This is a genomic window from Sphaerisporangium flaviroseum (genome assembly GCF_039537005.1).
Classification (GTDB): Bacteria; Actinomycetota; Actinomycetes; order Streptosporangiales; family Streptosporangiaceae; genus Sphaerisporangium; species Sphaerisporangium flaviroseum.
Genome location: NZ_BAAAZR010000001.1, coordinates 767,649 through 788,113 on the forward strand (window position 1 = coordinate 767,649; position 20,465 = coordinate 788,113).

A 20,465-nucleotide genomic window follows, 5' to 3' on the forward strand; every position below is an offset into this window, starting at 1 on the left:
GGAGAACTCCCTACGCCGGCATGACCTCTTGAAGGCTTACCTGGAGCGGACGGATCGGATCGCGTCAGGGGACTATGCGAAGTTCGGGGCGGGTGTCGGGGATGCCGAGGAGTTCGCGGACGCGGGTGAGGGGCCAGGCGAGCTGTGCGGCCAGTGTCGCCATGGTGAGGCCGGTCTCCGCCACCGCGAGGTCGAACGCCTGGCGCAGGAGGACGGGATGCTCTCCGGGGTAGCCGGTGATGGGCTCGCCGGCGAAGCCCGGCTGGTCGCGGAGGGCGTCGAGGCGCTGGTAGGCGCGGCCGGCCGAGGAGTCGGAGAGCAGCCCCACCTCGCGGCACCGGTAGAGCAGGGAGTCCACCGATACGCCCCACGCGTGCTTGAGCTCGACCAGCCGGCGAAGGTCGAGGCGGCGGGGCAGCTCGGGAAGGATGCTGTCGCGCGGCGTCAGGAACTCGGCGGCGAACGAGTCGGCCTCGCGCTCCTGCTGCACGTCGCCCGCCGCCGTGTCGCCGTGGAGGACCAGATGTCCCAGCTCGTGGGCGGCGGTGAAGCGGTAGCGGTGGATGTCGTCGAACCGGTTGGCGGTCACGACCACGATGGGCCGGGGAAGCTGTGAGGTCGAGAAGGCGTCGACCGTGGTGGCGTCCTCGTCGGGCGGCGGGAGCACCACGACGATGCCGTGGGCCTCCATGTGCCGGACCAGATGCGAGATCGGCCCGGTGCCGAGCCGCCAGTGGCGGCGCAGCTCGCGGGCGGCGGCGGCCGGATCGCGCGGCAGCTCGACCCCCGAGTGCACCTCGCCGCCGGAGAACCCCGGCAGGTCGACGTGGGGCAGCCGCACCCGCTTCTCCAGGGCGTGGGTGAGCTCCCAGACCTGCTCCACGAACGCGACGGCCTTGACGCGCTGGTGGACTCGCGTGGAGCGCAGGCTGCGGAAGTGCGCCATGGACCCGTCGAGCTTGGCGTGCGGGCGGCCCGACAGGAAGAACGTCACCGGCACGCCGAGGGCGTCGGCGAGGCGCGGGACGAGGTCGGGCCGGGGATGGGTCATGCCCGCCTCGTACTGCCCGACGGCCGCCGGGGTGACGCCCACCCGCTCGGCGAGATCCTTCTTCGTCATCCCGGCCAGGCGGCGCGCCTGGGTCAGCCGTGCCTGGTCGAAGGCGTCGGCCACCGCCTGGGGAGAAGGTCTGCCTCGCCCGGTGGCGCCTGAGGAGTCGAAGAGACGGCCCTGGCCGCCGTCGCGCTCCCGGCCGCCCGGGACACGGCCACGGTGACCGTCCGGGACGCGATGGACGCGGCCACGGTCGTTCCTACCGTCGCTCATCGGCGTCGGCGATCGGGAGCTCGTCGGTGGTCTCGCTGTTCACGGGGAAGATCATCGCATTCTCGCGCTCGAGCGCGGGACGGCGGACGAGGGTGAGGTCGGGCTCGGCGCCACGGTCGAAACGGCCCGCCATGTCCGGCTCGGCCACGGGGAGACCCTGCGCCACCCATGGCAGGGCGCTGAGCAGGGGGATCTGCTCGCAGTGGATCCAGTCGATCCTGCCCGTGCCGTCGATGAGCTGGGCCTCACCCCAGTAGAGCTTCAACAGGCTGGCCTGGGCGTTGGCGGCGTAGGCGACGGGGATGAGACGCGTGTCGCCGGGAAGCTGCGCGAGCAAAGGTCGCGCGGCGGCGAGCTCGGCGAGCTGGGCCTCCTCGTCGTCGGCCACGAGGGCGAGATCGAGCTCTTCCTGGTGGTAGGTCGTCTTGGGGCCGAAGCGGGTGAAGAGCTCGCGCACGAGCGCGGAGACACGCCCGTCGCTGACCCGGGCCTCGCTGATCGGTGTCGTCTCGTCCTCGGCGTAGCGGAAGGGCAGCAGCAGGTTGCCGTCGAGCACGACGAGGTGATGCGGGGAGCCGTGTGGCCGGACGACCTGGAACCCCGGCTCGTTCCTGAACCCGTCGACGAGGGCTTCGTACCGCCGTGCCATGAGCGTGGAGCCGTAGGCGTACCGCTTGTCGCTTCTGGAGGACTTCTGAGCGTCCTGCGCGTTGCCGGCAGCTTCGATGAGGGACGCGGCGAGCTGCCCCCGCACCGACGCGGCCCGCGCTCCGAAACGCTCGGTGGCCCAGCTCGAGATCTGTGGCTCCCCCTGCATCGGTGACCTCCGGTTCTCGGCGTCGTGGCTTCGGGCGATCGGCGCCACCACTTCAGTTCTCCGCACGATACTCCCGCGAGCACTCCAGTTGATGTTGTGACTCGCCGGGTTCGCCGGGAAAGGATCAGGCGGGCGCGGGGCGGAGAGCGGCGGCGGGCGCGGGGAGGGGCAGGCCACGCTGGGCCCACAGCGTGCGCATCCGGTCGGGGTAGTCGGTGACGATACCGCGGACGCCGAGGTCGATCAGGCGTGACGCCTCCTCGGCGCGGTTGACCGTCCACACCACGACGGGCAGTCCCGCCTTCCCGGCCCTTGTCATCAGCTCCTGGTCGACCAGCACCCGGTCGGGGGACAGGGTGGTGGCCCCGATGGAGGCCGCGGCCGCCGCGATGTCACCGCCGAAGTCCTTCTCGTGGTCGAGACCGAGCCACGCGGGCTTGAGCGTGGCCTTCTCGACCAGGGCGTAGCGCGTGGCGACCAGGTTCTCGGCGATGCGCAGGACGCGCCAGTCGAAGCTGAGGATCGACGCGCCGTCGAGCCGGTTGTGGCGGTCGAGCTCCGCCACGACGAGCTCGGTCAGCACGCGCGGATCGACCGAGAGGTCGGGCCGGGTCGGATCGGACTTCAGCTCGACGTTCAGCCGCACGTCGTCGGCGCCATAGGCCCCGAGCAGCGCGAGCACGGCGCCGAGCGTGGGCATCCGGGTGCCGGGGATCTGCACCTGCGTGCGGATGAAGCGGTCGGCGTCGTTCTTCGGATGGCGCACTCCCACGTCCAGGGTGCGCAACTGGGCCAGGGTAAGCGATCGGATGGGCTTGCCGACGTAGGGGAACTCGGGGTCCCCCGGTATCGCGGGGACGGTGTCCGTGCTGGTCACGGCCGAGACGGTCAGGTCGTGGGTGAGCACGAGCTGCCGGTCGGCGGTCAGCGCGACGTCGAACTCGATCGCGTGGACGCCGAGCTCCAGCGTGTGGGCCATGCCGGGGAGGGTGTTCTCCGGGCGTAGGCCCCGCGCCCCCCGGTGGCCGTGTATCTCCACCTGCACAATGGCGCACCCTATCGTTCACGTGCCTTGACCATGTTCAGGCGGGGCCGTGTACGGCGGTCCCGGATTCGCCTCGCATCCCCGGCGGCCGTGAAAGCGAATTGGCCCATCGGGAGAGACACATACGACGGAAGGACGTATATGACGAGGAGAATGCGGTGACCGCCGCGGCTCAGGCGAAGGATCCGGCTCTGGCCGACGCCTATGTGGTCCGGCTGTCCGAGGGCGAGCCGGAGAGTTTCGGCGCCGTCTTCGAGGCTTATGGGGCCGAGATCCACCGTTACGTCGCCCAGCGGCTCGGCGCGGGTGACGCCGAGGACGTGGTGGCTGAGACGTTTCTGATCGCGTTCCGCAAGCGTGAGACCTACGACGCCTCTCGTGCCGGGGTCCGGGTGTGGTTGTACGGCATAGCCACCAAGCTCGTCGGCAAGCATCGGCGCTCGGAGATGCGTGCCCTCCGGGCGCTCGGCCGTTGCACCCCCGACCGCGACTCCGAAGGGCATGAAGAGCAGGTCACCACCCAGGTCAGCGCGCAGAGCCTGCGGCCCCGCCTGGCGAAGGCCGTGGCGGGGCTCAACCGAGGCGACCGCGACGTGTTGCTGCTGGTCGGCCTGGCGGGGCTCAGCCACGAGGAGATCTCCACGGCCCTGGGCATCCCCTACGGGACCGTGGGGTCGCGCCTGAATCGGGCCAGGAAGAAGTTACGCGTGCTGCTCGGTGAGACCAACCCCATGCTCGACATCGAGGAGACCGGCCATGAATGACCTTCACGCTCTGCGTGATCTGTACGGGGCCCCGGACATCGACGCCTTCGCCCACGGGAGGATCCGTGTGCGGGTGAACGACGGCGTTTCGCGCCCAAGACGGCGGCGGCCCTCCTGGAAGGTCGTCACGGCCGGCGTGGCCGTGGTGGCGGGGGCCGTGGTGGTCGCCGTGCCCGGCGTGCCCACCCGTCTCGGGCTCTGGAATGAGGCGACGACGTCGGCCTCGGCCTTGGTCACGGGGCGCGAGATCCTGCTCCGGGTGGCGGCTCAGGCCGAGTCGGCGCCGGTGGCCACGGGGACGTACTGGCACGTCAGGACGTTCTCGCACAACACGTTCCCGGAACAGCTCGGGGAGGGCGCGAACCGCTACTGGGTGGAGGAGTCGGACGTCTCCGAGACTTGGAGCAACCGCGATGGCGAGTCCTGGAGGGGTTACCGCGAGCTCGGGGTGCGGCCGAAGACCCCGGCGGACGAGGAGGCGTGGCGTCGGGACGGCTCGCCGACGGAGTGGGACAAGACGATGGAGCCGAACCTGGTGGCCGAACTGTCCACCCGACCGGAGGAAGGAGTGTTGACGCCCCCAGAGGTCGCGGACCATCCCCACGCCGATACGAACGCGGACCAGCTCGATACGAAGGCCTTCCACGTGGCGGGTGGCTCGGTGACCTATGCCGCGCTCCAGGAGCTGCCCGCCGATCCGGACGCCCTGAAGGCGTGGGTCGAGCGAAGCCTGAGCGCATCGACGGAACCGTCGGAGTACACGAACTTCAACGTGGCACGCAGCCTGTCCACGGAACTGCTGCTCGACGTGCCCGCTCCGCCGAAGGTGCGCGCCGCCGCCTATCGCGCTCTGGCCGAGATGCAGAATATCCGGTACGTCGGTGAGGCCAAGGACGATTGGGGCAGGCCGGGGGCCGAATTCTCCATCCTCGGTCCCGCGGGCAAGCTCTCGACAAACCTGATTATCGACCCCCGCACTTCGCTCATCCTCTCTTCCCGCGTGGCGGTCCTGCACAAGGGCGAACTGCTCAAGGGAAAGAGCCAGACAGCGACCTACCTGGACACCGGCTGGACGGATGCCGAGCCGGCTGTCCCCGCCATCCCGCAGGGCTATCCCGTCAAAGTGCCATAAAACTGGACACTAGGTTAACTGCCGGATAAATCGTTTAACGGATAGCAGACTCATGGCTTACGGAGACCTGATCGTTATAAACCTATGGTGCGACTAGCGGCTCTAACCTCATGTCAACAAAAAGGGGGCAAGTCGTGAAAGTTGACAATGCCAGTGAGATCGGCCACGGGGATAGTACGTCGCGAGCAGCCCGGCCGTACGGGTGACGGGCCGATCGGCCGGGCTGCCGAGATGGCGCCGGTGATTCACCGCCTCCTATAGGAGGCTCGCGGCAACCGGCGCCGCATCGAAGATCCGTGTATCCGAATAACCGGGATGTCCCCGGATTCGGAACCCCGAGCCGGTTCGGGTGCACACGGATCCCCTTCCTCGCAAGGCCACGTCGGCCAGACGCGTCCCGTTCCCCCAGCGTCACACCTTGCGATCACGCATGCCTCCGGCGCCTTGACGCGCCGAGATTTTGACGTGCCGACGCTCGCGCCGCCTCACCTGGAGCGCGGACTCCGCCTGCCGCGACCTGCTGTCGCTCACTCCGAAATGGAGCAATCGCTTGCTTGGGAAACTGCTGAGGAAGGTACGGACGACCGTACTCCGTATCGCGCTGTGGCTGTTGAAGGGGCTCAACGCGCGAAGGGCACGACGGGCCCCCGGGCCCGACACCGGAACCGTCCGCATCCTGCTGCTGCACGCGTATGGCATGGGCGGGACCATCCGCACCGTGCTCAACCTTGCGGAATACCTCGCGAGGGGGCGGGACGTGGAGATCGTGAGCGTGCTCCGCACGTCTGAGCAGCCGTTCTTCGACATCCCGCCGGGCGTGCGGGTGAGGTTCCTGGACGACAGGACCACGACCCCCGGGTGGGCCGGCCGGCTGCTCTCCCGCTTTCCGGGCCCGTTCGTGCCAGGGGAAGAGAACGCCAAGTCCTCCTTCACGCTGTGGACGGAGCTTCGCCTGATCGCCTACCTGCGCTCGCTCCGCACAGGCGTGCTGATCGCCACCCGGCCCGCGTTGACGGTGATGACGGCCCTGTTCGCCCCTCCCGGAGTCATCACCATCGGGCAGGAGCACGTCACGCTCGGGACGCAGTCGCCCGCCATGAGGAGCCTCTTCAAGAGGCGGTACGGCAGGTTCGACGCGTTCGTGACGCTGACCGAGGCCGACCGCGAGCAGTACGCCAAGCTGCTGAAGGGTGACCCCCCAAGGCGCCTGCTGCAAATCCCCAACGCCATCCCCGAGCTCGACGGATGCATCTCGCACCTGGACGAGAAGACCGTGGTCAGCATGGGCCGCCTCGTCTACGCCAAGGGGTTCGACCGGCTGGTCAACGCGTGGAAGACGGTGGCCGAGGCGCATCCCGACTGGGTCCTGCGCATCTACGGGCGAGGGACGGAGGAGCGGAGGGACCGCCTTCAAGCCCGCATCGACGATGCCGGCCTTTCGGACAAGGTCTTCCTGATGGGCAGCACGGCACACGTCGGCGTCGAGCTGTCCAAGTCCTCGATCTACGCCGTCAGCTCCCGCTACGAGGGGTTCGGCATGACGATCCTGGAGGCGATGAGCAGAGGGCTGCCGGTCGTCAGCTTCGACTGCCCGAACGGCCCCCGGGAGATCATCACCGACGGGCGGGACGGCCTGCTGATCACCTCCAAGAAGGCCGCCGCACTCGGCGAGGGCATCTGCCGCCTCATCGCGGACGAGGACCTGCGCCGAACGCTCGGCCGCAACGCCCTGATCACCGCCACCCGGTATGACCTGGACACGGTCGGAGCCCGGTGGGACGCGCTCCTAGCGGATCTCCAACGCTGATGGCCCTTCCGGACCATCCCTCGACGGCGAGAACCGGCGGGCGCGCTCGCAGGCTCATGCTCGCGATCCCCCTGCTCTGCGCGCTCATCCTCGCCTTGGTGATGAGGATCGCGGAGCCCCCCGCACCCTCTCTGGCGGCGAGCGCCACGGGAGTCAGGTGCCGGATCGATCAGGCGTCCGCCGTGCCGGCCTCCGACGTGATGAGAGGCCGGATCGCTCTGGTAGGCCTCCCGCCGGTCTCCATCGGCACCGACCTCGACTGGCGCCTCGACCCGTACGGCAACCGCACGTGGGCGCTGAACTTCCACTCCTTGCGATGGATGGCCGGGCTCGTCCTGGCGTACGAGACGAACAGGCGCGCCGACCACCTCATCCGCGCCGTCCAGATCGCCGAGGACTGGGTGCGCGACAACCGTCGCGGCGCTCCGGGCACCGGCGAATGGGCCTGGGCGGAGCACACGATCGCGCTGCGGGCGCCGGTCCTGGTCTGCCTCAGCAAGTACGTCAAGGCGGAGTGGCTGGCCAGGAGCCTCGCCGACCATGCGGCCACCCTGGCCGACCCCGAGCTCTACAAGCAGGGGCACAACCACGGCCTGGACCAGGACATCGCCCTGCTGAGCATCGGCTGCCGGCTGCACGACCAGGGATGGAAGGACCTGGCCCTCCGCAGGATGACCGCGTCTGCGCGGCTCGCCATCGACGCGCAGGGCGTGCTCCAGGAACAGGCCCCCCGGTACGGGATGTACGTCCACGAGCGGCTGGGTGTCGTGATGACCACGCTCAGGGACTGCCGGGCCGGCGTGCCCGGCGATCTCGCCGCGCGCCGGCGGGCATTGGAGACCTACGTCAGCCACGCCACCCAGCCCGACGGGCGCATGGTGCCGCTCGGGGACAGCCCCGCCGACCTGCGCCCGAAGGGGTATCCGCACGAGGAGGCGACGGTCAAGGTGTTCGACGGCGGATACGTGTTCGGCAGGACGGCATGGGAGAGGGCCGGCTCGGCGTACTACTCGATCAGGTTCGGCCCCGGGCGCAGGTTCCACGGGCACGAGGACCACCTGGGCGTGACCTACCACGCCAAAGGGCGGGACATCCTCGTCGAGGCGGGGTTCCACTCGTACGAGAAGACGCCCTACCAGTACTGGACGACGTCGCCGCAGGCCCACAACGTTCCCGTCGTTGCCGGGGCGAGGTTCCGTACGGGGATGCCCACCGCCCTCGACCGCAGGTCGATCGGCGAGGCAAGGCAGTCGTACCTGCTCAGCGACCAGGCATACGGCGTCGACCGGACCCGATCGGTGCTGGTGAACCATGGCGCGGATTTGATGGCCGTGCTGGACACGGTGCCGGCGGGGTCACAGGTGGAAGGCATCTGGCACTTCGCCCCCTCGCTGAAGGTGATCTCCAGCGAGGGCGGCACGGTGGTGCTGGGAGACGCGCTGGGCAAGGTGACGCTCGTCCAACTGGCGATGCCGTCCTGCCGGCCGATCGGCGGCCAGTCCGTGCTGGCCGGGGAGACCGGCCCGTTCCAGGGCTGGATCTCGCCCTCCTACCTGGAGAAGACGGCGGTCCCCACCGTGATCGGCCCTCCGGCCGGCGCCGTGCTGACCGTCATCGTGCCCGGCGCCGGTGACCCGCGGATCGAGTGTTCCGGCGGGAAGGTGAGCGTCCGTACGGCTGACGGGCCCGTCTCCTTCACGGTCCACGCCGCGAGGGGACTGGCTTGATCCGTCGCGCCCACCGCCTCTGATCTCCCTGTCAGATCAGGGAACGCAGGGAAAGGGTCTGGGTGCGGCCGGGGCCGACGCCGATCGCGGAGATCTGCGCGCCGCTCATCTCCTCCAGCGCCCGGACGTAGTCCTGGGCGTTCTTGGGCAGGTCCTCGAAGGACTTGGCCTCGGTGATGTCCTCCTGCCAGCCGGGCAGCTCCTCGTAGATCGGCTTGGCGTGGTGGAAGTCGGTCTGGGTCATCGGGATCTCGTCGTGGCGCACGCCGTCCACCTCGTAGGCGACGCAGACCGGGATCCGCTCCAGGCCGGACAGCACGTCGAGCTTGGTGAGGAAGAAGTCGGTCACGCCGTTCACGCGGGAGGCGTAGCGGGCGATGATCGCGTCGAACCAGCCGCAGCGGCGGTCACGGCCGGTGGTGACGCCGTACTCGCCTCCGGTCGTGCGCAGCCACTCGCCCATCTCGTCGGTCAGCTCGGTCGGGAACGGCCCGGCGCCGACGCGCGTGGTGTAGGCCTTGAGGATGCCGATGACCCGGGTGAGCCGGGTCGGCGGGATGCCGGAGCCGATGCACGCGCCGCCCGAGGTGGGTGAGGAGGAGGTGACGAACGGGTAGGTGCCGTGGTCGATGTCGAGCAGGTTGCCCTGGCCGCCCTCCAGCAGCACGACCTTGTGGTCGTCCAGTGCCTTGTTGAGGATCAGGGAGGTGTCGGCGATGTGCGGCTTGAGCCGCTCGGCGTAGCCGAGGTACTCCTCCAGGACCTTGGCGGGGTCGATGCCCCTGCGGTTGTAGACCTTGGTCAGCACCTGGTTCTTCTCGTTCAGGGCGACCTCGATCTTCTTTCCAAGGATGCCCGGGTCGAGCAGGTCCTGCACCCGCACACCCATCCGCGCGATCTTGTCTCCGTACGCCGGGCCGATGCCGCGTCCGGTGGTGCCGATGCGCGCCTTGCCGAGATAGCGCTCGGTGACCTTGTCGAGGGCCTTGTGGTGAGGCATGATCAAATGCGCGCTCGCCGAGATCAACAGGCGGTCGCAGGAGATGCCGCGCTCCTTCAGCCCGTCGATCTCCGCGAGGAGCACCCCGGGGTCGATCACGACACCGTTGCCGATCACCGGGACCACGTCCGGCGACAGCACGCCGGTCGGCAACAGGTGCAGCGCGTACTTCTGGTCGCCGATCACCACGGTGTGACCCGCGTTGTTGCCACCCTGGTAGCGGACGACGTAGTCCACCTCACCACCCAGCAGGTCGGTGGCCTTACCCTTGCCCTCATCGCCCCACTGGGCGCCCACGAGAACGACAGCCGGCATGGTTAACTCCCGTGCACAAAAACGAAACCCCTGCCGCAAGCGCGACAGGGGCTCTTGCGTTGAGAGACTACCCGAGCAGGCTGATGCCACCCAAGCGCGGCTTACGGGGAACTGAGCGCCTTTACCGCCTCGGGGCTGCTTTCACGAAGAAACTGTGCGCATCGCTCGGCTTCGTCCTTCTCGCCGATGGCCTGGGCGGCGCGGCCGAGCGCGTGGAGGCAGCGGAGGAACCCCCTGTTGGGCTCGTGCTCCCAGGGGATCGGGCCGTGCCCCTTCCACCCCGCACGGCGCAGGTGGTCGAGCCCACGGTGGTAGCCGGTGCGGGCGAAGGCGTAGGAGGTCACCGCGTGCCCAGCGGCGAAGTATTCGTCGGCGAGCGCCGCCCAGGCCGCCGAAAAGGCCGGGAAGCGCGCGGCGACGTCACTGGCCTTGGCACCGGATTCCAGGGCCTCTCTGGCCTCCGTGTTGTCGGGGAGGAGGGTCGGCGGCGGCCCGGCGAGAAGGTTCTCGTGCGTTTCCATGAGCACAGTCTTACCTGTGTTTCGGCTGTCTGGTCATACCGCCTTCGGTGATACGCCGGGAAAGCCGAAAATTGTCCTCAGCGCAGGCGTCTGAGCAGTGATCCAGGGCTCCGGCGGGCGGTGGTCTTCGGCTGTTCCGGGGCGGAGGCCTCGCTGGTCAGGGCCGCGAGCCGGTCGGTCAGACGGGCGTTCTCCGCCCGCAGCCTGGCCACCTCGCGCTTGAGCGCGGGGTCCTCGCTCTTGCCGCGCTTCGGAGGCTCGGCCTCGGCCGCGACGAGGAAGCCCAGGCTCCGGCCGTCCAGCCAGTGGGTGCCGTACACATCGTGGACGGCGGCGTCCAGGTCCTCTCCCTCGGCGCGGACCAGCGCGGCGCGGGCGAAGGCGCCGGTGTGCTCCAGTCGGGCCGTGACCACCTCGTCCGCCTCGTCCAGGGCCACGTTGATCAGCCCGTGCCCGTGTTCCACCGCCCGGTCCACCACCCGCCGGAGCGTCTCCGGGCCCGGTACCCATCCGGGTGGGCAGAGCATGCGGAACGGAGAGGGGGCCGCTGTGGCGGGCACCCGCTCGGCGTACCGGACGCGGGGCTCGTTGCGGTAGAGGCCGCGGACCAGCAGCAGGTCGAGCAGGGGACTGTCGAGCGGGTTGCGCCTGTCCTCCTGTACCGAACCCCAAGGCCCGACGAGGGTGATCTGGATGTCGTTCAACGAGCTGGCCAGGAAGCCGTCCACGGTGGCCCGGGTGTCCTCGTACGACGCCCCTTCCGCCTCGACGACCACCTCGACGTACGGGACCAGCCACTGGCGGCGTGGATGGGTGCGCAGCCACCGCATGTGCGGGACGTGGTCGGGCACGAAGACGTGGTTGTACCGTCTGACCTGCTCCCCGTCGCGCATCATCATCGAGGTGCCGAGGTGGCGGCTGCGGGCCTCGGGCGCGAGCACGAAGGCGGCGCCCGCCTGGGCGAGCCGGTAGCCCAGCTCGGTGTCCTCGCCGAGGACGAGGCCGGTGTCCAGCGGCCCGGCCTCGCGCAGCAGCCGGGCGTTCACCGACGCGGCGTTGGTCACGTGGACGCGGTACGCCGAGTCGCCCGCCGTGCGAAGGCCGTCGGTCCGCTCGGCCAGGTCGACGATCCAGGAGTGCGGCTCGCTGGCCGCCTCGTCGAAGAGCTTGTCCGCGGCGCCTGCCGAGACGGCCGCGTGCACCTCCGCGGGCGCAGGGGTGCCCGGCTGGTGGTCGACGTAGCGGACGTAGCCCATGACCACGAGGTAGTCGGCGAGATGGTGCCAGCGCATGTGCGCCTCCACCTCGTCGCCGAAGGTGACCATGTCCGCGTCCAGCCAGTGGATCACCTCGCCGCCGGCGAGCGCGAGCCCGGCGTTGCGGGCGTTCGACCGGCCCCGTGACCCCGGTTCCGTGGTGATCAACCGGGTGTTCTCCGGCGCGATCTCCGGGAGGCGGAGGGCCGGAGCGGTGCCGTCGTCGACGACCACGACCTCCATCAGGTGCCTTGGGTAGGTCTGGGCCGCGAGCGCGGCGAGGGTCAGGTCGAGCTTGTCCTGGTGCCCGTAGGCCGCGATCACCACGCTCACGGACAGGCGTGGTTCCCACTGCCCCGGCGCCGGCGGCCGCAGCACCCCGTAGTCGTTGTGCCGGATCCTCGGCTGCGTCACTGTTCCCACTCCATCAGTCGGCTCGGCCGGAATCCCCGCCACTGTTCCTTGGCCCTGGCCAGGAAGTACCCGACCGGCTCCTGCCAGGTGTGCCTGCCTCGCGCCGCCCTGCGTGCGACGAAGCCGAGGCCGTGCGTCCGGTAGATGCCGCCACCGGCCCGGAGCAGGTCCTGGAAGAACTGGATGTCCACCGAGCGCGCCACCGGCCGGAAGCCGCCCAGCGACTCGAACACCGAACGCGACACCACGAAGGTGCCGCCCGCCACATGGTCGGACATCGTCTCGCTGGTCCAGTTGCGCCGGATCGTGACGTCGATCTGCTGCAGGTAGAAGAACTCGGAGGCCGCGCCCACAAGCTCCGCCCCCGAATAGGACTGGGCGAGCATCGTGTCGGCCAGGTGGTCCGGGCCGTACCAGTCGTCGTCGTCCCACTTGGCGAGGAACGTACCGCGGGCCTGGCCGGCCGCCTGGTTGAGCACGACGCCGAACGGCAGGTCCGCGTCCGCCTCCACGATCGTTATGGGGCGGTCGAAGGCCGCGACGGCGCGCAGCACATCGGGATCGCGGGCCGGCACCCCGTGCAGCGTGAGGATGACCTCCAGCTCCACCTCGCGCTGCCTGGCGATCTGGGCGAGGGCGAAAGGCACCAGGTCCGCCCGCCGGGTACACATGATCACCGAGATCGTCGGCGCGGCAGGGACGGCGATCCCCGCCCGCGCGGCCATGGCGCGCCATCGGGCCGTGGTGCCGTGGGTCCTGAGCGCGGTCCGGCGCAGCCGGACGCTGTGCTCCTCGCGGCGGAGGTCGTCGGCCAGATCATGCTCGGTCGCGGCGGTGAGCCGGGCCGCGAGCTCGGGCCCGAGCGCCTGCGCCGCCCAGGCGGGAGGGGCGTCGGAGAGCAGCGGGACGCCGGCGGCGGCGAGGCCCGCCACGGCACGGACGGCGGCGATGGGACCGGTGTGGGCCGGGCGCCAGCCGACACGGACCCCACGCAGGCGGCGCAGGCGGCCGGCGTCGGCGTCGGTGACGCCTCCGGACGCGGCCAGCCGTACGAGCACCTGATCCTCGATGTGGACCTCCCAGCGACCGTCGTACTGGACGAGGTCACCGACCCCACGCGACGGCGTCCTGAGGAACCCGCGCGGGTTGACCGACCGCTCGTCGACGGGGGGCACGGCGTCCGGCTCGAAGACCGTGTCCCGCAGCGCCTGGTACCCGCCGGGGGAGCCGAAGCGCTCCCAGGTGATCTTGGCCGGGCGGTCCACGGCGTGGACACGCTCGTCGATCCAGCCGTCCCCCGGGGCGGCCGGGGCTTCGGGCGCGGTCGCCTCCGGCGGGCCGGGCGCGGCGTGTGCCGGCGGAACGGCGCGGATGGCGAGGTCGGCGGATGGCACGTTGGAACGGTCGGGAACCGGACCCCGCTCGTCGGCGAAGGTGACGTTGGGGTCGCCGGGCCGCCAGCCGGCGAGCCCAGGACCGGCCAGCCCCGCCATGGGAAGCGGGTATCCGTTCAGGTGGTGGCCGCCGAAGCTCCGCGCCACGGCCGCCGCGACCTCTGCGGCGGGCTGGGGATGGGAGAAACGCGCCCTGACCCGCCAGCCGGTGTAGCCGTAGCGGCTGACGCCGACCTCACGCAGGAAGCGCCGCCCCAGGCCCGGCGACAGCGGGACGCCCGGCGCGTCGCACCACGCCGGCGCCTCCAAGACGATCACGCCGACCATGAGCGCCGAGGGCAGGGCCGCGCTCACCGTGACCGCCCTGCGCAGGTCGGTGGGGGTCCTGGCCACCACCACGACGGCCGAGGGATCGGACATGGCCCAGGGGTGGGGACCCATGTCGTCCACGTCCGCCGCCTCGAAGGCGACACCGGGAAGGAGGTCGTCGAGATCGGCGGGGTCGACCCCCGCCACGACCACGGCGACCTTCCCGCCCCCTCTGGTCAGCTCGTCCCTCATCTCGGCCGACACCAGCCCGCCGGTCATCCCGGACCCCTCCTGGCCGCCCCGGTGCGCCGCACGCTCATGCGAGGCTCCGCTTGAGGACCATCGCGCCCTTCTCGGCCGGGTGCGCCGTGCCGGACAGCTCCGGGTACTCCCGGAGCCAGCGGTCGGCCACCTCTCGCTCGGCCGGGCGGGAGGTGTCGTCCAGGACGATCCACGCGTCGGCGGCGCAGCGCGGCAGCAGCACGGGCACCGCCGGGTAGCGCACGAGCGGCGCGGTGGCCCCCGGCGGCCCGTCCACGAAGACCAGACCGATGTCGGTGAGGTCCTCCACCGCGCTGGTGTCGTACCAGGGGATGGTCTCGCCCGGGGTGCCGGTGGCCCAGGGGGCGAGGGGCGCGTGCCGGATCTCGACCACGTCCCGCAGGCCGTGGGCGATGACGAGGTCCCGCGAGGCCTCGGCGAACCGCTCGTCGTGTTCCAGGGCGACGACCCGCCCGCCGCCGAAACGCTGCAGGGCGTAGCCGAGCCAGACGCTGGACGAGCCACTGCCGCACTCGACGATGATCTCGGTACGGTCCAACGCGATCCGCTCGATGAGCAGGCGCAGGACGTCCGGGGAGGCCGCCCAGCCGCGCAGCCGGGGGAGCGGGGCACGCGGCTGGAGCAGCGCCCTGATGTCGATCAGCGCTTCCAGTTGCGCGTAGTTCTGGCGCACCGACTTCGCGAGCTCCGCCTGCCCGTCACGGACGGTGCCGCCGAGCGTGTCCAGCCGCTCGCCGATGTCGCGGACGGCCTGGACGGCGGTGCCGGTGAGGCCGGTCAGCTGCTCGTGGTCGTGGCGGAGCTTGCGCACGTCATCGAGGTCGGCGGAGCTCTGGCGGACCGTGGTGTCGATACGGGTGACGGCGCTCGTGAGCTGGGCGAGCCGGTCGGCCTGCGCGGTCAGCTCCATCCGGTCCTCGCCGAGCGCGGAGAGCAGCACGCGCGCCTGGTGGCGGCCGGCCTCCTCCAGGCGACCGGTCAGCCCGTCGAGCGTGGCCGCAACCTGTGCCAGGGTCTGCTCGGTTCTGATCAGAACGGCGTCCTGGCGCTTGGTCCGCGCGTCGATTCGCAGAGCCTTGCCGTCGGTCCTGCGCACGCTGGTGACGATCACGACCGCCGTGGCCAGGATCACCAGGGAGACGGCGATCTGGATCGCCGGTACCGGTTCCACGATTCCCGCAGCGGACAGCAGCACCAGCGTGATCACCGAGAGACCCGCGAAGGCGGCGCTGATGACCAGCAGGAGGCGTGGGGGTAGTGTCCGCATTCGTACCCTTTCTGGACGTATTCGGGCAGGCAGGGTGGTTCCGGGTTATGCACTGGTCAGGTGAGGGGATCCCACGCGAGGCGGGAGCCGTACTCTGCCTGCCAGTGGGCGAGCATGCTCGCCCACTGGAGGACGTAGAGCGGCCCTGACCAGCGGGTCTGCCGTGCGCGGAGCTCCGGGTCGCTCAGCGTCGCCAGCAGCCGGGGACCGAGTAACGCGCGTACCTGCTCGCTGGCCGCGATGCGGCCGGCGAGCGAGGCCAGCGCGGCCGTGCTCGTCTTGTGCTGCGGGCCCGGCGCGGGCTTGTCCCCGGGATCGTTGGTCGAGGGCAGCGAGGCCACCTGCGGCGCCCCGTAGCGGAGCATCGCCTGGTAGTACGCGTGCTCCTCGCGGGCCTTCAGCGGCACGCGCAGGGCGCCGGCGATCACGTCCGGGTCGGCGAACGGCAGCCAGACCTCGGCCTCGGGTCCGAGCAACCACTGGGGCGAGGTGAAGATCCCGCGGCAGCGCGTCAGGAGCCGGGCGATGATCGGCATGGCGTGGTGGCCCTCCACCGGCCGTGTCACCCGGTCGAAGGAGGACCGGCTGAGATCCGCGATCGTGCCGCCCACTCCGGGCGCCCAGACCTCCTCCTGCCGGGGGAAGTGGCCCGACAGCGCCTTCCAGGTGATCCCTCGCGCCTCCTCGTCGCCGGCGGACGCGAGGCCTGGGTACTCGGGACGGGTCCTGAGCAGCGCGTCCCCGAGACAGCCGTCGATCAGGGGCGCATGCAGGCGGTGCATCGCCCTCGCGTACGGCATGGCCCAGCCGTGGTCGAGGGTCGTGTACTGGGTGCGCCGCCACACGTTCAGGTGCTCGTGCAGCCAGGACTCCGGCGCCCGCGGCACGACCTGGTGCGGCAGGCCGAGCGCTCCGGCGACGGTCCGCGCGTAGGCGATGTCGAGGTCGAGACCGTCGTCGGTGCTGGTGGTCCACGCCTCGATCTGGCTCCCGGGACGGCGTACGGCCAGTGACGCCAGCAGCCGCGAGTCCCAGCCGCCGCTGAGCCCGATCGCCACCGGCCCGGCGCGATTCGGAATCCGCTCCGCGATCAGGTCGACCATTTCCTCGGGAGCGGGCGGCTTGTCCGGTTCCGCGGCCAGCCAGGAGGGTTCGAACCGCTCGTACCGGAGCCGATCCGTGCCCTCGCCGGTCGCGCGCCAGGCGGTGGCGGGCTCGACGTGCTTGATCTCGGCGAACGGCGTCTCGTCGCCGATGGCCGTCGTCATCACCAGCAGGTTCGCCCAGGCCGACCAGTCCACGTGGAGCGGGCTGTCATCCAGCTGGACCAGAGGGTCGATCCGGGCGGAGAAGTAGAGGGCGTCCCCCAGGGGACGGACGTTCAGTTCGTTGAGGCCGAGGGCGTCGGTGTGCAGGACCGCGCCTTCGCGGTCGAGGACCAGCCCGGCGGCCAGGCGGCGCTCCGCGGCGTCCTGCCAGGAGTGCGGCTGCGGGAGGCGGCCCGCCGCGGATGAGAACAGGTATCCGGAGCGCGGCCCCGCCGACCAGTTCTCCGGCTCACCTGTCGACCACAGGGCAGCCAAGGGAGAACGGTGCACCTCGTCGAGCCCCCGCGGCGAGGCCGACAGCAGCCGCTCCGCCACGCGTGCATCCCACTTTCCGATGGCACCGCACACATATGGTCGCGCTCGGTAGGAGATGAACATTTAGCTCATGCTAACGACGTATTTGTTACTCGCGGCTCCCAACCATCGCTTTTACTCTTTTTCTCAGGGAATTCACATGGAACGGGCAGACCGTACGGCCCGCCCGTTCCATCGCAAGTCAGGACATCTTCCACAAGCGGATCTCCGTCCATTCCAGGAGATCCGCCGGTCGGCGACGTTCCCCTGGATCAGGACATCTTCGTGCCCGCGGACAGCAGGTCCTCGCAGGCCTGCGCCACGCGGGAGGCCATGCCGGCCTCGGCCGACTTGCCCCACGCGCGCGGGTCGTAGTCCTTCTTGTTGCCCACGTCGCCGTCGATCTTGAGGACGCCGTCGTACTTGCGGAACATGTGGTCGGCGACCGGACGGGTGAAGGCGTACTGCGTGTCGGTGTCGATGTTCATCTTCACCACGCCGTAGGAGATCGCCTCGCGGATCTCGTCGAGGGAGGAGCCGGAGCCGCCGTGGAAGACCAGGTAGAACGGCTTCTCCTTGCCGTACTTGGCGCCGACGGCCTCCTGGATGTCCTTGAGCACGCTCGGGCGCAGCTTGACGTGACCCGGCTTGTAGACACCGTGCACGTTGCCGAAGGTCGCGGCCAGAAGGTAGCGGCCACGCTCGTTGAGGCCGAGCGCCTCGGCGGTGGCGAGGGCGTCCTCCGCGGTGCTGTAGAGCTTCTCGTTCATCTCACCGACGACGCCGTCCTCCTCGCCGCCGACGACGCCGATCTCGACCTCGAGGACGACCTTCGCCTCACGGGCCTTCTCAAGGAGCTCGCGGGCGATCTCCAGGTTCTCGTCGAGGGGGCACGCGGAGCCGTCCCACATGTGCGACTGGAACAGGGGGTCCTTGCCCTGGGCCACCCGCTGGCGCGAGATCTCCAGCAGCGGGCGCACGAAGCCGTCGAGCTTGTCCTTCGGGCAGTGGTCGGTGTGCAGGGCGATGTTCACGGAGTACTTGTCGGCGACGGCGCGGGCGTACTCCGCCAGCGCCACGGCGCCGGTCACCATGTCCTTCACCGAGGTGCCGGAGAGGTATTCGGCGCCACCGGTGGACACCTGGACGATGCCGTCGCTCTCGGCCTCGGCGAAACCGCGGAGCGTGGCGTTCAACGTCTGCGACGACGTCACGTTGATCGCCGGGTATGCGAAACCATTGGCCTTGGCCCGGTCGAGCATCTCGGCGTAGACCTCTGGGGTCGCGATAGGCATCGGAAGTCATCTCCCTAACGGAATGGATGGCTGGTGCGGGGCTCGATCTCGTCCCCCGGGCAAGTATTGCGAAGGAGCGGCGGCCGAGGAAGCAGGAGTCACCCTCGGGTTCACGGCCGGTGGCCGCGCGGGCGCGCCTCCTGGACGGCCGTGTGGTTTGACACACCTGGTCTTACCCCGCTGGCACGCTCTACCCGCCCGTCAGGGGTACCCTCATCCGTGATGGACCTCACAAATCTTCTGGACGCCCAATGGTGGATCGTCACCTTCGGGCTCATCGGCATCCTCGCGATCATCTTCGCCGAGACCGGCCTGCTGATCGGCTTCTTCCTGCCGGGCGACTCGCTCCTCGTGGTCGCGGGCATGGGAGCCTCGGCGGCGGTCGCGACCTCCGTCGGCCTCGACGCGCCGTTCCCGCTGGGTGTGCTCCTGGTCTGCGCCCCGCTGTGCGCCATCGCGGGAGCACAGCTGGGCCACCTCATCGGGGCCAAGTCCGGGCCCCGGCTGTTCTCCCGGCCGGATTCCCGGTTCTTCAAACAGGAGTACGTCCAGAAGGCCGAGCACTACTTCCTGAAGTTCGGTCCCTCGAAGGCCGTCGTGCTCGCCAGGTTCATCCCGATCGTCCGCACCTTCCTCAATCCGGTCGCCGGAATGCTCGGCATGCCCCCTCGCAAGTTCTTCGTGTGGAACGTCATCGGCGGCATCCTGTGGACGGAGTCGCTGCTGCTGGTCGGCTACTTCGCCGGCAGCGCCATCCCCAACGTCGACCGCTACATCCTCCCCGGGGCCGCGTTGATCATCTTGGTCTCGATCCTCCCCATCGTGCGTGAGGTGCTGAAGAACCGCAGGGAGAACAAGGGCGGCGCGGATGAGCCTCGCGGGCGCCACCACCGGGATCCCGCCTCCCCGCTCTAGGGCGAATGGGCGCCGATTAGGGCCTCCAACCACAACGGACCTGTTGAGAGCGGCGTTGGTGCTCGCGCGCAGGCGCTACTCTCCGGTGTGTGGGACGCCATCGGTCTGACCCCATGGGCATCGCCCGCCTGCTGCTCGTGGGCTTGGCGATCCTCGTGGTCGTCGCGCTGATCGTGGTGGGAGCCCTGTCCCTCATCGGTTCGCTGAAGTCCGATGGCGCCGCGCAGGAGAGCCCGGGCGGCACCGTGCAGGGGCCGCCGACCGACCGGTCGCTGTCCTCGGGCGGCACGCCTCCGGTGGAGCAGACCTCGGCCGGTGGCGAGGTCCCCACCCTCTTCGTCGAATGCCGGGCCGACCGGTGCCCCATCTTCGTACGCGTCACGGGTGGCGATGTGATCGAGGACCGCGATCTCAGCCGGGGCCAGCAGGCGGTCTACACCCAGCTCAACCTCGATGTGGTCCTCGCCGACGCCTCCACCGTCTACGTCGAGGTGAACGGCGAGGCGCGCCCCCCGGGCAAGCCGGGGGAGCGCCAGAGCCTCACCGTCAAGCGGTGACGTAACGCCGCACCGTCGAACGGTGGCGCAGGTCAGTCGAGGCCGAGGTCGGTCAGCGTGTAGGCGGTGCGGTAGGGCAGCCCGGTCTCCGCAATCTTCGCCGCCGCGCCCCGGTCCACGATCGTCGCCACGCCCACGATCTCGGCTCCCGCCTCCCGCAGCGCCTCCACCGCCGTCAGCACCGATCCGCCGGTGGTCGAGGTGTCCTCCACGGCGAGCACGCGGCGGCCCGCCACGTCGGGCCCCTCGATACGGCGCTGCAGGCCGTGTGCCTTGCCCTCCTTGCGGACCACGAAAGCGTCCAGCCGGCGCCCGCGCCCGGCCGCGGCGTGCAGCATGGCGGCGGCCACCGGATCGGCGCCCAGCGTCAGCCCGCCCACGGCGTCGTAGCCGAGATCCTCGGTCAGGTCGAGCATCACCCGGCCGACCAGAGGAGCGGCGGTGCCGTCCAGCGTGATCCGTCTGAGGTCCACATACCAGTCGGCCTCACGGCCCGAGGAGAGCACGACCCTGCCGTGCACCACCCCTTTTGTCTTGATCTCATCCAGCAGATTCGCACGGTCGCTCATGGGCTCAGCCTAGAGAGCCAGGGTTTCGGACGGCCCGATGGGCCACTCGTTTATCACCGCAAGTCGGTTATAGAGGTCAAAATGGTACGGTCTGCGTGAACGTCCCTAGATGTGGTCATGCGCAGGCCGA

The 20,465-nt window shown here is 70.1% G+C and carries 17 protein-coding genes; 6 read left to right on the top strand and 11 right to left on the bottom strand.

All coding sequences use genetic code 11. The features are described 5' to 3' along the window. Positions 1–64: 64 nt before the first annotated feature. From ABD810_RS03690 to ABD810_RS03700, 3 genes are read right to left on the bottom strand one after another with little or no spacing between them, the layout of a single operon-like run. Entirely contained in the window at positions 65–1,327 is a 1,263-nt protein-coding gene (locus ABD810_RS03690) for a helix-turn-helix domain-containing protein (RefSeq protein WP_344934165.1), read from the bottom strand. Beyond that, positions 1,314–2,210 (bottom strand): hypothetical protein, encoded by an 897-nt coding sequence (locus tag ABD810_RS03695; protein ID WP_344934167.1) that lies wholly within the window; start codon positions 2,208–2,210, stop codon positions 1,314–1,316. The genes ABD810_RS03690 and ABD810_RS03695 overlap by 14 nt, the downstream gene beginning before the upstream one ends. 58 nt (positions 2,211–2,268) lie before the next feature. Then, entirely contained in the window at positions 2,269–3,189 is a 921-nt protein-coding gene (locus ABD810_RS03700; protein WP_344934169.1) for a glycerophosphodiester phosphodiesterase family protein, read from the bottom strand. A 158-nt stretch (positions 3,190–3,347) separates the two neighbouring features. Between ABD810_RS03700 and ABD810_RS03705 the strand changes: the two genes are divergently transcribed. From ABD810_RS03705 to ABD810_RS03720, 4 genes are all read left to right on the top strand, one after another. Further along, a complete protein-coding gene (locus tag ABD810_RS03705; protein ID WP_344934172.1) occupies positions 3,348–3,953 on the top strand; it encodes an RNA polymerase sigma factor in 606 nt (201 codons plus the stop codon). Further along, entirely contained in the window at positions 3,946–5,085 is a 1,140-nt protein-coding gene (locus ABD810_RS03710; RefSeq protein ID WP_344934174.1) for a CU044_5270 family protein, read from the top strand. Before ABD810_RS03705 ends, ABD810_RS03710 begins: the two co-directional genes overlap by 8 nt. Positions 5,086–5,635: 550 nt before the next feature. Beyond that, positions 5,636–6,892 carry a glycosyltransferase family 4 protein gene (locus ABD810_RS03715; RefSeq protein ID WP_344934176.1) on the top strand — a complete coding sequence of 419 codons (1,257 nt, stop codon included), beginning with the start codon at positions 5,636–5,638 and terminating at the stop codon, positions 6,890–6,892. Beyond that, positions 6,892–8,619: a heparinase II/III domain-containing protein gene (locus ABD810_RS03720; protein ID WP_344934178.1), complete on the top strand. Its 1,728-nt coding sequence runs from the start codon at positions 6,892–6,894 to the stop codon at positions 8,617–8,619. Before ABD810_RS03715 ends, ABD810_RS03720 begins: the two co-directional genes overlap by 1 nt. Positions 8,620–8,650: 31 nt before the next feature. On the opposite strand, the gene ABD810_RS03725 is transcribed toward ABD810_RS03720, so the two are convergent. From ABD810_RS03725 to fbaA, 7 genes are all read right to left on the bottom strand, one after another. Then, positions 8,651–9,934 carry an adenylosuccinate synthase gene (locus ABD810_RS03725; RefSeq protein WP_344934180.1) on the bottom strand — a complete coding sequence of 428 codons (1,284 nt, stop codon included), beginning with the start codon at positions 9,932–9,934 and terminating at the stop codon, positions 8,651–8,653. 101 nt (positions 9,935–10,035) lie between these two features. Further along, a complete protein-coding gene (locus tag ABD810_RS03730; protein WP_344934182.1) occupies positions 10,036–10,455 on the bottom strand; it encodes a DUF3151 domain-containing protein in 420 nt (139 codons plus the stop codon). Between the two features lie 77 nt (positions 10,456–10,532). Next, entirely contained in the window at positions 10,533–12,125 is a 1,593-nt protein-coding gene (locus ABD810_RS03735; protein WP_344934184.1) for a glycosyltransferase, read from the bottom strand. Continuing rightward, the gene (locus tag ABD810_RS03740) at positions 12,122–14,107 is read right to left on the bottom strand and encodes a glycosyltransferase (protein ID WP_344934186.1); all 1,986 of its coding nucleotides are present in this window, start codon (positions 14,105–14,107) and stop codon (positions 12,122–12,124) included. Before ABD810_RS03740 ends, ABD810_RS03735 begins: the two co-directional genes overlap by 4 nt. A gap of 37 nt (positions 14,108–14,144) precedes the next feature. After that, positions 14,145–15,377, bottom strand: coding sequence for a class I SAM-dependent methyltransferase (locus ABD810_RS03745; protein WP_344934188.1), 1,233 nt, complete (start codon positions 15,375–15,377; stop codon positions 14,145–14,147). Positions 15,378–15,433: 56 nt separating this feature from the next. After that, positions 15,434–17,020, bottom strand: coding sequence for an asparagine synthase-related protein (locus tag ABD810_RS03750; RefSeq protein WP_344934190.1), 1,587 nt, complete (start codon positions 17,018–17,020; stop codon positions 15,434–15,436). 251 nt (positions 17,021–17,271) lie between these two features. Continuing rightward, entirely contained in the window at positions 17,272–18,294 is a 1,023-nt protein-coding gene (gene fbaA, locus ABD810_RS03755) for a class II fructose-bisphosphate aldolase (protein WP_344934193.1), read from the bottom strand. 222 nt (positions 18,295–18,516) lie between these two features. On the opposite strand from fbaA, the gene ABD810_RS03760 reads away from it, so the two are divergent. Both ABD810_RS03760 and ABD810_RS03765 read left to right on the top strand, forming a co-directional pair. Next, complete coding sequence (locus tag ABD810_RS03760; RefSeq protein WP_344935397.1) at positions 18,517–19,209, top strand: DedA family protein; 693 nt, start codon at positions 18,517–18,519, stop codon at positions 19,207–19,209. A gap of 113 nt (positions 19,210–19,322) precedes the next feature. Beyond that, positions 19,323–19,766 carry a hypothetical protein gene (locus tag ABD810_RS03765; protein WP_344934195.1) on the top strand — a complete coding sequence of 148 codons (444 nt, stop codon included), beginning with the start codon at positions 19,323–19,325 and terminating at the stop codon, positions 19,764–19,766. A gap of 32 nt (positions 19,767–19,798) precedes the next feature. Here the strand turns inward: ABD810_RS03765 and pyrE are convergent, their stop codons facing one another. Next, positions 19,799–20,335, bottom strand: coding sequence for an orotate phosphoribosyltransferase (pyrE, locus tag ABD810_RS03770; protein WP_344934197.1), 537 nt, complete (start codon positions 20,333–20,335; stop codon positions 19,799–19,801). Between the last annotated feature and the right edge of the window lie 130 nt (positions 20,336–20,465).

Coding starts and splice junctions, on each gene's coding strand:
- ABD810_RS03690 (WP_344934165.1), bottom strand. CDS start 1,327: ATGAGCGACGGTAGGAACGACCGTGGCCGCGTCCATCGCGTCCCGGAC.
- ABD810_RS03710 (WP_344934174.1), top strand. CDS start 3,946: ATGAATGACCTTCACGCTCTGCGTGATCTGTACGGGGCCCCGGACATC.
- ABD810_RS03720 (WP_344934178.1), top strand. CDS start 6,892: ATGGCCCTTCCGGACCATCCCTCGACGGCGAGAACCGGCGGGCGCGCT.
- ABD810_RS03725 (WP_344934180.1), bottom strand. CDS start 9,934: ATGCCGGCTGTCGTTCTCGTGGGCGCCCAGTGGGGCGATGAGGGCAAG.
- ABD810_RS03730 (WP_344934182.1), bottom strand. CDS start 10,455: ATGGAAACGCACGAGAACCTTCTCGCCGGGCCGCCGCCGACCCTCCTC.
- ABD810_RS03740 (WP_344934186.1), bottom strand. CDS start 14,107: ATGACCGGCGGGCTGGTGTCGGCCGAGATGAGGGACGAGCTGACCAGA.
- ABD810_RS03745 (WP_344934188.1), bottom strand. CDS start 15,377: ATGCGGACACTACCCCCACGCCTCCTGCTGGTCATCAGCGCCGCCTTC.
- fbaA (WP_344934193.1), bottom strand. CDS start 18,294: ATGCCTATCGCGACCCCAGAGGTCTACGCCGAGATGCTCGACCGGGCC.
- ABD810_RS03760 (WP_344935397.1), top strand. CDS start 18,517: ATGGACCTCACAAATCTTCTGGACGCCCAATGGTGGATCGTCACCTTC.
- ABD810_RS03765 (WP_344934195.1), top strand. CDS start 19,323: ATGGGCATCGCCCGCCTGCTGCTCGTGGGCTTGGCGATCCTCGTGGTC.
- pyrE (WP_344934197.1), bottom strand. CDS start 20,335: ATGAGCGACCGTGCGAATCTGCTGGATGAGATCAAGACAAAAGGGGTG.